Source organism: Xanthobacter lutulentifluminis, assembly GCF_043194675.2.
Classification (GTDB): Bacteria; Pseudomonadota; Alphaproteobacteria; order Rhizobiales; family Xanthobacteraceae; genus Xanthobacter.
Genome location: NZ_CM195525.1, coordinates 1,753,771 through 1,768,059 on the forward strand (window position 1 = coordinate 1,753,771; position 14,289 = coordinate 1,768,059).

Sequence of the window (14,289 nt, forward strand, 5' to 3'; positions counted from 1 at the left end):
GCGACGACCTCCCGTGCCCGCTCAGCCCTTCACCAGCGGGCAGGCGCTCTCCTCGACGGGACGGAACGCCTCCTTGCCGGGGATGGTGCGCAGGACCTTGTAATAGTCCCACGGTCCCTTCGATTCGCTCGGCGCCTTCACCTCGACCAGATACATGTCGTGGACGAGACGGCCGTCCTTGCGCAGATAGGCGTTGCGGGCAAAGAAATCCTCGATGGGCGCCTCGCGCAGCTTGGCCATCACCTGCGATCCGGAGGCGGTGCCGGCCGCCTGCGACGCCTTCAGGAAGTTCGACACAGCCGAATAGACACCAGCATGCACCATGGTCGGCATCCGCCCGCCCATGCGCTGCGCATAGCGCCGCGACCAGGCGCGGGTGGCGTCGTCATAGTCCCAGTAGAAGCCGGTCGTCAGGGTCAGCCCCTTGGCGATATCGAGCCCGACCGCGTGCACGTCGGTGAGGAACAGGAGCATTCCGGCGATGCGCTGGCCGCCCTGGGTGATGCCGAACTCGTTGGCCTGCTTCAGCGCGGTCATGGTGTCGCCGGAGGAGTTGGCGAGCGCCACCACCTTGGCGCCGGAGGCCTGCGCCTTCAGCAGGTAGGAGGAAAAATCGGAGGTCTCGCGCGGGTGCCGCACGCTGCCCACGACCGTGCCGCCAGCCGCCCGCACCGCCTCGCTCGTGTCCTTCTCCAGCGCATGGCCGAAGGTGTAGTCCACGGTGATGAAGAACCAGCTCCTGCTGCCCTCCTGGGTGATGGCACGGCCGGTGCCGTTGGCCAGCGCGTAGGTGTCCCATGTCCAGTGGGCGGTGGAGGGCGAGCACGCCTTGCCCGTCAGCTCCGAGGACCCGGCGGTGGAGACGAGGAAGGCGGTGTCGGTGTTGCGCGTCACCTCCTGCACGGCCATGGCCACCGAGGAGGTCGGGACATCGATGATGGCCTTCACGTTCTGCTGGTCGATCCAGCTGCGCGCGAGGGAGGCGCCCACATCCGGCTTGTTCTGGTGGTCGCCGACGATGACCTCGATGTCGCGGCCGAGCAGCTTGCCGCCGAAATCCTCCACCGCCATCTTCGCCGCGGCCACCGAGCCGGGGCCGGCGAGGTCCGCGTTCATGCCCGACATGTCCGTGAGCACGCCGAGCCGCCACGTCTCCGCCGCCGCCGGGCCGCCCGACAGGACGAGCGCCGCCAGAGCGGCGCGGCCGAAAGATCCGCGCTTCATCAGATTTCCTCCCTTGGGTGCTTGAAATCGCGGCGGTTTGAGCCCGCCGTCGTTGCCGTGTGCGGATGCCGGGCTCAGCCGGTCGCCTCGGCGACCAGCCGGGACAGCAGGAACTGGTCGGCCTCGTAGGCGGCGGCCCAGTTGCCGCCGGAAGCGGCGTCGAGGGCGCGCTTGGTCATGGCCACCGCGAGCGGCGGACAGGCCGCGATCTCGCCGGCCCATGCCCGCGCCACGTCGAGGGCGGCGCCCTGGGGGGCGATCCTGTCGGCAAGGCCCATGGCCACCGCCTCGGCGGCGGGCACCGTCTCGTTGCAGAACAGGAGCCGCTTGGCGCGGGCGGGCCCGACGAGGGCCGCGAGCAGCGGCAGGCCGCCCCAGCCGAGGGTCATGCCGAGGTGCACCTCGGGAAAGCGGAAGAAGGCCCCCTCCCCCATCACCCGCAGATCGGCCGCGAGCGCCAGGATGCCGCCACCGCCGATGGCCGGCCCCTCCACCGCGGCGATCACCGCCTGCGGCAGGCGGCGCCAGCGCTCGGACATGCGCCCGCCGGCGGCCATGGCATGGTGGCGCGCAGCAATGTCGTCGCCCGGCCGCCAGAGGCTGTCGTCCTTCAGGTCCACGCCCGCCGAGAACCGGTCCGGGGTGCCGGCGAGCACGACGGCCCGCACCGCCGTGTCCGCTTCCAACTCGGCGGCGGCGGCGGTCAGCGCCTCGATGGCGGCGAGGCTCAGCGCATTGGCCTTGCCACCGCGGTCGTAGCGCACCACGGCGATGGCGCCGTCCCGTTCGATCTCCACGATTTTCATGGCGTCGCAGGCCCTCCCCGGAACAGCCCGTCCTTTACATACTACTGAGTATGTTGCATAAGGGTGGAGCCTTTGCAACAGGCTCCACCGGCGTCGCGAACGCGCCGGACCAAGACGGGGAGGACGAGGATGGGCGAGCGGGAAGCGGCGCTGTCGCGCGAGCATGCGGTGCTGCGCGCCATGCTGGAGCGCCACGCGGCAGACCGCCCGCAAGCGCCGTTCGTGCAGTTCTGGCCTGGGCCCGCCGCCAGCTCCACCTGGACCTATGCCGAGACGCTCGCGCGGGTGCGGCGGCGCGCCGGCACCCTCGCCCGTCACGGCGTCCGGCGGGGCCAGCATGTGCTCTGCTTCATGGGCAACGGGCCGGAGCTGCTGGCGACGTGGTTCGCCATCAACTATCTCGGCGCCGTCTACGTGCCGCTCAACACCGCGAGCCGCGGCCGGCCGCTGGAGCACATCCTGAACGACGCCGATGCCCCGCTGATGATCGCCGAGGCGGCCCTCCTGACCCGCCTGCGCGAGGTGGCGCCGGGCAAGCTCACGGCCGTCCTCACCGTGGGCGGAGCGCCGGAACCGGTTCCCGGCCTCGACGTCGCGGCGCTGGAGGACAGGGACGACGACCCGCCCGCCGCGCTGGAGCTCGACCGCCCCATCGAGCCCTGGGACACCCAGGCCATCATGTACACCTCGGGCACCACGGGGAACCCGAAGGGCGTGATGTCGTCCTACACCCAGCTCTACACCATGGGCCCCGACGCCTTCGCGGTGGCGGACGACGCGCGCTGCATGATCTGCGGCCCCATCTTCCACTGCGGCTCCACGCTCTACGTCTATGCCCAGCTCGCGCGGGGGCTCTCCATCGGCATGATGCGGGAATTCCGCACCCAGGATTTCTGGCCCGCCGTGCGCGACACCGGCTGCACCTACGTGCTGCTGCTCGGCGTGATGGCGAGCTTCCTGCTGAAGGCGCCGCCGGCCGCGGACGACCGCGACCATCCGCTGCGTCGCGCCTTCATCACGCCGTTCGGCGAGGACGGGCCGGCCTTCGCCGAGCGCTTCGGCGTGGAGGCCTGGACCATCTACAACATGACCGAGATCGCGAGCCCGCTCCACGCCGGCCCGGGCCTGACGGAGAAGGGCATCGCCGGCCGTCCGCGCCCCTGGTGCGAGCTGCGCATCGTCGACGAGAACGACATGGAGGCGCCCGAGGGCGCGACCGGCGAGCTCGTCATCCGCTCCCACCGGCCGTGGGCGCTGATGAAGGGCTATTACAACAATCCCGCCGCCACCGCCGAGGCCATGCGCAACGGCTGGTTCCACACCGGTGACGGCTTCCGCCGCGCCGCCGACGGGACCTATTTCTTCGTCGACCGCCTCAAGGACGTGATCCGCCGGCGCGGCGAGAACATCTCCTCCTTCGCGCTGGAGGCGGAGGTGCGCTCCCATCCGTCCGTCAAGGAATGCGCCGCCGTGGCCGTCCCGAGCGCCTTCAGCGAGGACGAGGTGCTGGTGGTCGTGACGCCGGTGGAGGGCGCGAGCCTCGATGCCGGGGAGCTGATCCGCTTCCTCGCCGACGGCATCCCGCACTACATGGTGCCGCGCTACGTGCGACAGGTGGAGGCGCTGCCGAAGACGGCGAGCGGCAAGGTGCAGAAGCACGAGCTGCGCGCCGCCGGCGTCACGCCCGACACCTTCGACCGGGAAGCCGCGGGCATCCGCATCGGCCGCGGCGCCTGACGGCGCAGGCCGGAGCAGCCGCGCCGGAAGTCCCCCGACGAGGCGGTGGAACGCCGCCCCTCCACAAGGTCGCCCGCGACGGCATGCGCCTGCCCGCTGCCAGGGCGCGCCCCGGACCTTCAGCGGCCACGGCGCCGGCGGATCGCACCGGCGCCATTCCCGGGCAGAGGCGAGGCGGCGCCCCTCCTGCCACGTCAGAGCGCGGAGTGGTCCCTCACCGCCTCTTCCAGCGCCGGCTTCAGCCCGAGGAAGCGTGCGTCCACGGCGGCGGGGTCGTCCCGGTTCAACGCGATCATCATCGCCCGCGCCTCGCCGCCGCGGACCACCTCGAAGGCGCCCGCCGCGATGCCCTCGACGATGGCGGCGGCGACATCGGCCGCCGGCTCGCGGGCGAAGCCGAGCTCCGGCCCCGCCCGGTTGGATTTCATCATCGGCGTGTCGGTGCCGCCCGGGTAGGCCGTCAGCACGTGCACGCCCTCACCCTTGAGCTCGCGCCGCAGCGCCTCGCCGAACCGCGCGAGGCCCGCCTTCACCGCGGCATAGGTCGCGTAGAACGGCGCCCCGATCAGAGCGATGCCCGACGCCACGTTGACGACGGTCGCGTCGCCGCTGGCGCGCAGCGCCGGTAGGGCCGCGCGAGTGAGCAGGATCGGCGCCAGCAGGTCCACCGCGACCATCGCCTCGATCTCCGCCTCCGTGATGACCTCGAGCCGACCGGCGCGAACACCGCCCGCATTGTTGACGAGGATGTCGAGTCCGCCGAGCGCGGCCAGCGCCTCGTCCAGCGTCCTCGCGCGCCCTTCCGCGGCGCCCACGTCCGCGACGATGCCCCACGCTTGCCCGCCGGCGGACGTCAGCTCCGCCACCGCCGCAGCCACCGCGTCGAGCCGCCGCCCGCTGATGGCCACCCTCGCGCCCGAGGCGACGAGGAGGCGGGCCATCGCGAGCCCGATGCCGCTCGAGCCGCCGGTAACGAGGACGCGCTTGTCTTGAAGTTCCATTGCCGTGTTTCCTTGCGCTGGGAGGGGGGCGACGGGCACGGCACCAGCCGGCGCGTCATGCCCCCGCGAGAAGGGATGGTTCCTGCCGACTGCCCCCGCTCCGCGTGCGCACGGCCGGGGCGCACGGCCGGGGCGGACGGAGATGCCGGCGATCGCGCCCGCCTCACGACGGCGCAGGTCCTCCCGTCAGGACGGCCGACCGGCTGCTGGCCAGCAGCACGCCGCTGACGATGGCTGCGATCGCGACCCACTCGGCCGAGGAGGGCGTCTCGCCCAGAACCGGGATCGCGATGACGGTGGCGACGGCCGGCAGCAGCGCGATGATCGCCGCCGCCGCGGCCGCGCCGAGCAGCGTCACCGCCCGGTTGAAGGTGATGATCGCGACCCCGCTCATCAGCGCGCCCTGATAGACCGCCTGCAGGGCGACCTCCCCGGCCGAGGCGCGGCTGAACTGGCTCAGGCCGAGCGCGACATAGGCCGGCAGGAAGATCAGCGCCGACCAGAAGCAGATCAGGGCCGCCGCCTCGATCGGCGACAGGCCGCTCCTGCGGAACAGGAGGGTGTAGATCGCCCACATGGCTGCAGCCGCGGCCAGCGACGCCAGCCCCGCGAGGCTCGGCGGGCCGTGGGACACGGAGCCGGCAGCGACGAGGGCACACAGGCCAGCGAAGATGGCGGCGTAGCCGATCCAGCGCCGCGCGCCCTGGCGCTCGCCGAAGAACGCCCAGGCGAAGACGCCGGCGAAGAGCGGCATCAGGGTCGGCGCGATCGACGCCGCCTGGGCGGCCGATGTCAGGCTGAGGCCGAGCGCGACCAGAAGCACGAACGGCAGGCCCCACAGCATGGCGAACAGCAGCCCCTCGCGCCATGCCGACCGCAGGAGCGCACGCCGCCGCCGCACGAGGACCGGCGCCAGCAACAGCGCGCCGATCCCGAAACGCAGCGCGGTGATGTCCCAGATGCGCAGCTCCCGGGTGACACTGAAGCGCGTGATCACGAACCACCCGGAGAAGATGGCGACGGCGAGCGCCGCCCAGAACAGGCCGGCAAGGCGCGGGCCGGAGCTTCGGGCGAGCCGTTCCGAAGTCGCCGGCACTGCGGGGACGTCGCCGTCCGGCACGGCTCAGGCCGCCGCGGACCGCAGACCGGCCAGAACGGCTTCGGGTTCCAGCCGCCTGCGGTAGTCGACATCGAGGAAGGCGAGGACAACCCGTCCGTCCCGGGCGATGACATAGGTCGCGGGGATCGGTAATTCCCAGCTCTCGTCGCCGTTGATGTCGGGCAGCGCCTTATTGTTGGACCGCAGCGCGGCGCGCAGCTCCTCCGCCAGCGGGTAGACGAGCCCGTACCGCCGCGCGACCGCGTTGCCCACATCGCTGGCGACATCGAACGTCAGCTCATTGCGCTCCGCAGTGCCGAGCGAGCCGTCCGGAAGCTGCGGCGAGACCGCCACGAGCCGGCCGCCGAGCGCGGTGATGTCCGGCAGGATCGCCTGATACGCCTTCAGCTGAAGATTGCAGTAGGGGCACCAGCCGCCGCGGTAGAAGGTCAGGACCACCGGGCCCGACTGCAGCAGGGTGCTCAGCACCAGCGGGCGGCCATCGGCGCCGGGGAGCTCGAAGTCGGGCGCCTGCGCGTCCACGGCCACGGCCGTCTCCAGCGCGAACGATGCCCGCAGCTCGTCGATCTTCGCCTCATACAGGGCCACGCGCCCGGCCGGCGCCGTACGCGCGAACTCGGCCTTGAACGCGGCCAACTGCTGCTCGAGCCCCATGTCGGATGTCTCCATCTTACCGGCTGCGGCGCGATGGCGACCGGCAGCACTCCATTTTAGTTCGATCGATCTAAAATGTCTGAACGAACCGCCCATGGCAAGGTGCCGGGCGCGGCGGCGGAGGAAACAACGGGTGCCGGGAGAATGGGCTCAAGGGGCGGCGCACCGCGCCGGCGCGGGCCGCGCGGGCCGTTGCGCCGTGCGGTGTCGAGGGCCGTTCAGGGGCGACCGGATCGACACCGGGGACCTGCCGCCGGAAGCCCCCGGGCAGGCTTGGGCGACGGCGCGCGATCCATCAAATTTGCTCGACCACCCCGGCCTCCGCCGCGAGCCGGGCGGCGGGGTCGGGCAACGCCTGCCGGAGCCGTGGCGAGGCGACCCGCCGTGGTCCTGTTCTCCTGCCGAGGCATCCGGCTCCGTCCGGCCGAAGCGGCAGCGCCGCCACCGGCGCGGCCGGCCAGATCAATAATCTCTGCGGATGATGGGTATCGTCCCGTTGATGGATCTTATGGTCATCTGGAGACGCGAGGTAATGGTGCGGAAGAACATGCCGCTCTGCTGGCATTTCTGGAAGTTGCCGTCGCCCCGCGTCTTCAGCGCCTCTCCGGCCGCCTGGCCGACCGCGCTCATCTCCAGCCACGCCGCGTCCACGTCCACGCCGACGGCGCGGGCAGCCTCGTCCGCCGCGCGCAGGACGCTCTGGGCCTCGGCATAGCTTACGGTGGGCCTGAAGCGCGGCTCGCCCTGCTCTTCCGCAGCCTCGGTGCAGCCGCGGATGGCGAAGTACATGGCATAAAGGAACTTCAGGTGCTCCGTCGCCTGAGCGCGCAGCTCGGTCGGGGAAGCGGCGGCGCCGGGCTCGGTTGCCGCCATCGCGGTTCCCTCGGCCGCGGCCGCCAGAAGGAGAGCCGACACGAGGAGGACGCGCGCGGACCGTTTCATCGCCTTCACCATGGACTTTATCGCCGGGCGCCGGCTCATTTGCCGCCTGCACCGGTGGCGGGCGGCGTGCCCTGCGGTTGCGTCTGGCGCGGCGGCGGCGTCTCGACGGCGGAGCCGGCACCGGGCGCGGACACGGCGGGGTGCCGCACGCCGAGCTGGACGTCCCGAAAATGGTGACGCTGCGCTTCCCGATAGCCCTTGGGGACCGGTTCGCTGGCCGACGCCGGCACCACGAGAAGCGCCAGTGCCGCGGCGCCGATGGCCAGGGCCCGCGCGGCGCTCCGGCGTGCCGCGCGGGGGGCGCCCGCGCCCATGCCGGTCGTGGCGAGCGGGAGGCCTGCAGCGGGGAGGGGAAAGCTCTTCATGAATAGATCTCAAGTCGTTCATGTTGAATGCAAGAAGAGCGGCATGCGCCGGCCCCGGCGCGCACCGTCCGCGGCATCACGGCTTGCCGCCGGGGCTTTCGGGGCGCCCCCCCGGGAGGTCCTCGCTCCCAGGAGACCGGGCCCGGGCTACCCGTTGCCGAGCGCCTGCCGCGCGTTCCGTGATCGCTCAGGGAGCTGTGAACTTCGCCTGGCCGGACTTGCCTGCCGGAGTCTTGATCAGCAGCGTGACGGCGCTGCCCTTGGCGAGGGGAACGGGGGCCTTGCCGGCGAGCGTCTGTCCGGCGGCGACGAGCTGGACCGTCTTGCGCTCGGCGCCGGAAACCACCATCGCCGAGCCGGAGAAGCCGACGGCATCGATCGGCTTGCCGGCCTCGTCGATCACATGGAAGGTCAGGGTCTCGCCCGAGACGACGAGTTCGGCATGCACGCCCGCCACGTCCTCCATCAGGCCCCCGTTCGGCCCCTTCTGGGGGCCATGGGCGTGCTGGGCGAGGGCGGGGCCGGCAAAGGCCAGGCTGGCGGCGATGATGAGGCTCTTCAACACGGCAGATCTCCGTTCGGGGTGTCAGGACTGGACGGGGGCGGCTTCCGGCGCGGGCGCCGGCCGGCTCTCGCGCCGGAACAGCACGTAGAGCGCGGGGAGCACGAGCAGGGTGAGGATGGTCGATGAGACGATGCCGCCGATGACCACGGTGGCGAGCGGGCGCTGCACCTCCGCGCCCGGTCCGGTCGCCATCGCCATGGGCACGAAGCCGAGCGAGGCCACCAGCGCCGTCATCAGCACGGGCCTCAGGCGCGTGAGCGCGCCTTCGCGGACGGCGGCGAGCATGTCGTGCCCCTCGGCCCGCAGGCGCTGGATGAAGGCGATGATGACGAGGCCGTTCAGCACCGCCACGCCCGACAGCGCGATGAAGCCGATGCCCGCGCTGATCGACAGCGGCAGGCCGCGCAGCATCAGCGCCGCAATGCCGCCCGTCAGCGCCAGCGGGACGCCCGAGAAGACGAGCGCCGCATCCGCCACCGAGCCGAAGCTCATGAACAGCAGCAGGAAGATCAGCAGCAGCGCGACCGGCACCACGATGGCGAGGCGCTGGGTGGCGGAGACCAGTTGCTCGAACTGGCCGCCCCAGCCGATCCAGTAGCCCTCCGGCAGCTTCACCTTCTGCGCCACCTGGCGCTGCGCCTCGGTGACGAACGAGCCGAGGTCGCGCTCGCGCACGTTGGCGCTGACCACGATGCGGCGCTTGCCGTCCTCCCGGCTGATCTGGTTCGGCCCGGGCGAGACGGCGAGCGTGGCGATGGCCGAAAGCGGCACGTAACGCATCTGCGCCTGCCCGCCGGAGGCCCAGGCCGCCGGCACCGGCCGATCCGGATCGCGGGCGGCGGGAGGCAGCGGAACCGGCAGGTCCCTGAGGGCTTCCACGTCGGTGCGCAGCTCCTCCGGCAACCGCACGACGATGTCGAAGCGCCGGTCTCCCTCGAACAGCACGCCGGCCTCGCGCCCCCCGACGGCGATGCCGATCAGCTCCTGCACGTCCGCGATGCTCACCCCGTAGCGCGCCATGGCGGCCCGGTTGAGCGCGACCGTGAGCACCGGCAGGCCCGAGACCTGCTCGCTCTTCACGTCGGCCGCGCCGGGGATGGTGCGCATCACCGCTTCCACCTGCCCCGCCACCTGCAGCAGCACGTCGAGGTCGTCGCCGAAGATCTTCACGCCCACATCGGAGCGGATGCCGGAGATCAGCTCGTTGAAGCGCAGCTGAATCGGCTGGGACAGCTCGTAATTGCTGCCGGCGACCTGCTCGGCGGCCTTCTCGATGTCCTCCATCACCGCGCTCTTTGGCTTCGCCGGATCGGCCCACTCGGAGCGCGGCTTCAGCATCACGTAGCCGTCGGAGATGGAGGGCGGCATCGGGTCGGTCGCCACCTCGGCCGTGCCGGTGCGCGCGAACACGTCCTTCACCTCCGGCACCTTCAGGAGCGCCGTCTCCAGCGCCCGCTGCATGTCCAGCGACTGGGTGAGGCTGGTGCCGGGCACGCGCAGCGCCTGGATGGCCGCGTCGCCCTCGTCGAGGCTCGGGATGAACTCCCCGCCCATGCGGGCGGCCGCGATGCCGGAGGCGATCACCAGCCCCGCCGCGCCCAGCGCCACCAGCGCGCGGAAGTGGATGGCGGCATCCAGCAGCGGGGTGTAGATGCGCCGCGCGGCGCGCATGATGACGTTCTCGTGCTCCGAGACCTTGCCGGTGACGAGCAGCGCCACCGCCGCCGGCACGAACGTCATGGAGAACAGCGCTGCCGCGGCGAGCGCCATCAGCACCGTGATCGCCATGGGCGCGAACATCCTGCCCTCGACCCCGGTGAGGGTGAGCACCGGCAGGTACACCACGGCGATGATGAGGGTGCCGAACAGGCTCGGCCGGATCACCTCGCGCGCGCCGTCGAGGATGGTCTCGAACCGCTCCGCGCGCGTCAGCAGCCGGCCCCGCCGGTGCTGCTCCTGCGCCAGCAGGCGCAGGCAGTTCTCGACGATGATGACCGCGCCGTCGATGATGATGCCGAAATCGATGGCGCCGAGGCTCATCAGGTTGGCGCTGACCTTGTTCTCCACCATGCCGGTGATGGTCAGCATCATGGAGAGCGGGATGACGCAGGCGGTGACGAGCGCCGCCCGGAAATTGCCGAGCAGGACGAACAGCACCACCACCACGAACAGTGCGCCCTCCAGCAGGTTCTTCTCCACCGTGGCGATGGTGGCTTCCACCAGGTGGGCGCGGTCGTAGACGGCGCGGGCCACGACGCCCTCCGGCAGGGAGCGGGAGATGTCCTCAAGCCGCGCGGCCACGCGTTGCGCGACGGTGCGGCTGTTCTCGCCGATCAGCAGCATGGTGGTGCCGAGCACCACCTCCTCGCCGTTGAGGGTGGCGGCGCCGGTGCGCAGCTCGCGCCCTTCCCGCACGTCGGCGATGTCGCCGATGCGGACCGGCGTGCCGCCCCGCGCGCCGATGACGATCTCGCGGATCTCCCCGGTGTCGGCGACCTGCCCCGGCGCGCGGACGAGGTACTGCTCGCCGTTGCGCTCGATGTAGCCGGCGCCCACGTTGGCGTTGTTGGCGGCGAGCGCGGCCATCACCTCGCGGAACGAGATGCCGTAGGCCATGAGCCGGGCCGGGTCCGGCAGCACATGGAACTGCCGCTCGAACCCGCCGATGGTGTTCACCTCCACCACGCCCGGAACGGTGCGCAGCTGGGGCTTGATGATCCAGTCCTGAATGGTCCGCAGGTCGGTGGGCGTATAGGCCGTGCCATCGGGCCTGGTGGCGCCGGGCCGGGCCTCCACCGTGTACATGTAGATCTCGCCGAGGCCGGTGGAGATGGGGCCAGGCGCGGTCTCCACGCCCGCCGGCAGCTGCTCCCGGGCCTGCTGGATGCGCTCGTTCACCAGCTGGCGGGCGAAATAGATGTCGGTGCCATCGCGGAACACCACCGTCACCTGCGACAGGCCGTAGCGCGACAGCGAGCGGGTGTATTGCAGCCCCGGCAGACCGCCCATGGCGGTCTCGATCGGGAAGGTGATGCGCTGCTCCACCTCCAGCGGCGAGAAGCCGGGCGCCTGGGTGTTGATCTGCACCTGGACATTGGTGATGTCCGGCACCGCGTCGATGGGCAGGCGCGTGAAGTTGAAGGCACCGAACGCCCCCACCGCGAGGCAGACCAGCAGCACCAGCCAGCGCTGGCGGATGGAGAAGGCGAGGATGGCGTCGATCATCGCGCCGCCTCCCCGTCAGAGCCGGTCGCGGCGCCGCGCTCGCGGATGCGCGCGAAGTCGATGACCGGCGTCACCAGGATCACCCCGTCGCCGCGGCGCCCGGTCCAGCCGGCGTCGGCGACCGCCTGCATCACCGCCTCCACCGCACCGGCGCGACAGACGATTTCCATGCGCAGGTGCCGCTGGTAGGTGAGGTCGTGCTCGCTTGCCACATAGGTGCCGCCGAAGCCCCGGCCGCGTCCCTGGCCCCGCGCCTCGGCGACGGAGAAGCCGGGAAATTCGGGCAGGTCGTGCAGCGCGCGGATGACCCGCGCCTCCAGATGGGGGTGGATGAAAGCCGTCACGAGGCTGAGCGCTTCCCGCGCGGGTGCATCAGTGCTCATGGGTGGCGCTCCCCTTGGCGAGCTCGGCCTTCACCACGAAGCTGTTCTTGGCCGCATAGACGTCGCCGGGCATCAGGCCGAACACGACCTCCACCCACTCGCCGTCACGCTCGCCCAGCTCCACGTCGCGCGGCTCGAAGGCATCGCCGTTGCGCACGAAGATGACGGTGCGCCCATCCACGCCCTGCACGGCGGAGAGCCGCACCGCGAGGTTCACGGGCCTCTCCGCCAGCGTGATGGTGCCGGTGGCGAACAGGCCCGGCCGCAGCCGCAGGCCGTCGTTCGGGATCACCACCCGTGCCAGCGCGGACTGGGTGTCCGCCGAGCCGATGGGTGAGACATAGGCGACATCGCCCGGGATCACCGGACCGCCGTCGTCGGGATCGATGGCGACCTTGTCGCCGACGCGGACCTTGGTGAAATCGCGGCGGTAGACCGAGAGGTCGACCCAGAGGGTGGCGAGATCCGCCACCACGAACGCGGGCTTCTGCTCCGATGCGTACTCGCCCAGCGCCACCTGCCGGTCGACGACGGTGCCGGCGATCGGCGCCCTGAGATCATAGGTGGTCAGCGACTGGTTGCTCTCGATGACCGCGAGCACGTCGCCCTTGCCCACCGTGTCGCCGATGCGCCTGCGGATGTCCCGGACGATCCCCGGGAACCGCGGCGTGACCTGCACGACCGCCTCCTGGTTGGTCTGCACCAGCCCGTTCAGACGCAGCTTCTGGCGCAGCTGGCCGGGTCCGGCGGTCTCCAGCCCGATGCCGGCGGCGGCGAGCCGGGCGTCGTCCAGCTCCACCATCCCCTCGGCATGGCTTTCGCCGTGCGCGTCGCCCGCCTTCTCGCCCTTCCCGCCTTCGGCCGCATGGCTGCCGGAGAGTGCGGGCGGGCGATCGGTGAGGCTGTAATAGGCACCTGCTCCGGCCATCACGCCGATGAGCAGCATCGCCAGGTCGCGGCGTGCCGTGCGGCTCATTTGGATTTTCCCCTGGCAAAGGCGACGGGCCGGCCGGTGAGGCCTTCGATGGTCGCGAGCGCGGTGTGGTAGGTGACGAGGGCATCCAGCTCGCGCAGGGATGCGTCGGTCAGGGCCGATTGCGCGTCGAGCAGTTCCAGCAGCGTGTAGCGCCCCTGGCCATAGCCGGCCTCCACGCCTTCGTAGGCGCTGCGCGCGCCGGGAATGGTGCTGCCGCGCAGAAGCGCCACCTCGTCATAGGCAGCCTTCAGCTGGTCGTGCGCGCGCCCGAGCTGGGACACCAGCGCGCTGCGGGCGATGGCCTCCTCCGCCTCCGCCTTGAGGAGGGATTCCCTGGCCTCGCTGATGCCCCCCTCGTTCCGGTCGAAGAGGGGGATGGGGACCGACAGGGTGACGATCATCCCGCTGTCCGCGGTCTCGTTATAGTGCCGGTAGCCGACGCCCAGAGTGACGTCGGGCACCGACTTTGCCGCCGCCGAGCGCAGCTCCGCGCGGCGCTGCGCCTGGATCGCCGTGAAGCGGGTGAGCTGCGGGTTGCCCTGCGCGGACTTCAACAGGCCCGCCAGGGCCGGCGGCGCCGCCACCTGGACGAAGTTGCCGGTGGCCCGTCCGAAGGTGGCCGCCCCCAGCCCCATGAGGAGCGCCAGCTCACGCCGGGCCGTGCCGAGGGCCGCCTTGGCGCGATCGCGCTCCACGCGGGCGAAATCGGCGGCGACGCGCGCCCGCGAGATTTCTGCCGGTGACGAGGCGCCCGCCTCCACGCGCTGCTGGAGCAGCGGCGAGAGGCGGGCGATGGCCTCGGCCTGGGCCTGGAGGATGTTGACGCGCTGCTGCGCGCCGAGGACACCGGCAAAGGCCGCCGTCGTTTCCGCCATCACCTGGAGCCGGACGGCCTCGCGTTCCCATCGGGCGATGCCGATCCCGGCGCCGGAGGCCGCCATCCGGGCCTCCCGCTTGCCGCCCAGCTCGACCAGCTGGCTGATCTGGAGCGTCTGCTCCGCGAGATCGAGGCCCTGATAGGGGCCGGACCCCAACGCATTGTCCACTTCGAGCGACAGGTTCGGGTTCGGCAGGGCGGCGGCCTGCCGGTCACGGCCGGCGGCCATGCCGATGTCCCGCTCCGCCGCGGTGAGGCGTGGATTGGCGGCGAGGGCGCTGGCGAGGGCGCTGGTGAGCGTTAGCGGGCGCGGGCTCTCGGCACGGCTCGCCATCGCGGACAGCAGCACGAAGGCTGCCCCGAGCGCGAGCGCCAGAGCCTGCCCGTTTGCACGGGAGGACATGGTCTGATCCA

Annotated in this window: 13 protein-coding genes; 1 reads left to right on the plus strand and 12 read right to left on the minus strand. The window is 71.6% G+C overall.

All coding sequences use genetic code 11. The features are described from left to right. Positions 1–21: 21 nt before the first annotated feature. A complete protein-coding gene (locus tag V5F49_RS07910) occupies positions 22–1,224 on the minus strand; it encodes an ABC transporter substrate-binding protein (protein WP_394117716.1) in 1,203 nt (400 codons plus the stop codon). A 74-nt stretch (positions 1,225–1,298) separates the two neighbouring features. Then, positions 1,299–2,030: an enoyl-CoA hydratase/isomerase family protein gene (locus V5F49_RS07915; RefSeq protein ID WP_394117717.1), complete on the minus strand. Its 732-nt coding sequence runs from the start codon at positions 2,028–2,030 to the stop codon at positions 1,299–1,301. Between the two features lie 129 nt (positions 2,031–2,159). On the opposite strand from V5F49_RS07915, the gene V5F49_RS07920 reads away from it, so the two are divergent. Then, a complete protein-coding gene (locus V5F49_RS07920) occupies positions 2,160–3,767 on the plus strand; it encodes an AMP-binding protein (protein WP_394117718.1) in 1,608 nt (535 codons plus the stop codon). Positions 3,768–3,961: 194 nt separating this feature from the next. Here V5F49_RS07920 and V5F49_RS07925 read toward each other — a convergent pair whose 3' ends face one another. From V5F49_RS07925 to V5F49_RS07970, 10 genes are all read right to left on the minus strand, one after another. Further along, positions 3,962–4,768 carry an SDR family NAD(P)-dependent oxidoreductase gene (locus V5F49_RS07925; protein ID WP_394117719.1) on the minus strand — a complete coding sequence of 269 codons (807 nt, stop codon included), beginning with the start codon at positions 4,766–4,768 and terminating at the stop codon, positions 3,962–3,964. A 163-nt stretch (positions 4,769–4,931) separates the two neighbouring features. Beyond that, positions 4,932–5,888, minus strand: a complete 957-nt coding sequence (locus tag V5F49_RS07930) for a DMT family transporter (RefSeq protein ID WP_394117720.1) — start codon at positions 5,886–5,888, stop codon at positions 4,932–4,934. Between the two features lie 3 nt (positions 5,889–5,891). Further along, positions 5,892–6,542: a peroxiredoxin-like family protein gene (locus V5F49_RS07935; protein WP_394117721.1), complete on the minus strand. Its 651-nt coding sequence runs from the start codon at positions 6,540–6,542 to the stop codon at positions 5,892–5,894. A 462-nt stretch (positions 6,543–7,004) separates the two neighbouring features. Further along, entirely contained in the window at positions 7,005–7,415 is a 411-nt protein-coding gene (locus V5F49_RS07940) for a hypothetical protein (RefSeq protein WP_394117722.1), read from the minus strand. 104 nt (positions 7,416–7,519) lie between these two features. After that, positions 7,520–7,849, minus strand: coding sequence for a hypothetical protein (locus V5F49_RS07945; RefSeq protein WP_394117723.1), 330 nt, complete (start codon positions 7,847–7,849; stop codon positions 7,520–7,522). A 187-nt stretch (positions 7,850–8,036) separates the two neighbouring features. Then, complete coding sequence (locus V5F49_RS07950) at positions 8,037–8,414, minus strand: hypothetical protein (protein WP_394117724.1); 378 nt, start codon at positions 8,412–8,414, stop codon at positions 8,037–8,039. Positions 8,415–8,435: 21 nt separating this feature from the next. Continuing rightward, on the minus strand, positions 8,436–11,639 hold the full coding sequence (locus V5F49_RS07955; protein ID WP_394117725.1) for an efflux RND transporter permease subunit: 3,204 nt from the start codon (positions 11,637–11,639) through the stop codon (positions 8,436–8,438). After that, a complete protein-coding gene (locus V5F49_RS07960; RefSeq protein WP_394117726.1) occupies positions 11,636–12,022 on the minus strand; it encodes a P-II family nitrogen regulator in 387 nt (128 codons plus the stop codon). The genes V5F49_RS07955 and V5F49_RS07960 overlap by 4 nt, the downstream gene beginning before the upstream one ends. Continuing rightward, positions 12,012–12,998, minus strand: coding sequence for a divalent metal ion exporter adaptor subunit IhpB (ihpB, locus tag V5F49_RS07965; protein WP_394117727.1), 987 nt, complete (start codon positions 12,996–12,998; stop codon positions 12,012–12,014). Before ihpB ends, V5F49_RS07960 begins: the two co-directional genes overlap by 11 nt. Then, positions 12,995–14,278: a TolC family protein gene (locus tag V5F49_RS07970; RefSeq protein ID WP_394117728.1), complete on the minus strand. Its 1,284-nt coding sequence runs from the start codon at positions 14,276–14,278 to the stop codon at positions 12,995–12,997. Before V5F49_RS07970 ends, ihpB begins: the two co-directional genes overlap by 4 nt. Between the last annotated feature and the right edge of the window lie 11 nt (positions 14,279–14,289).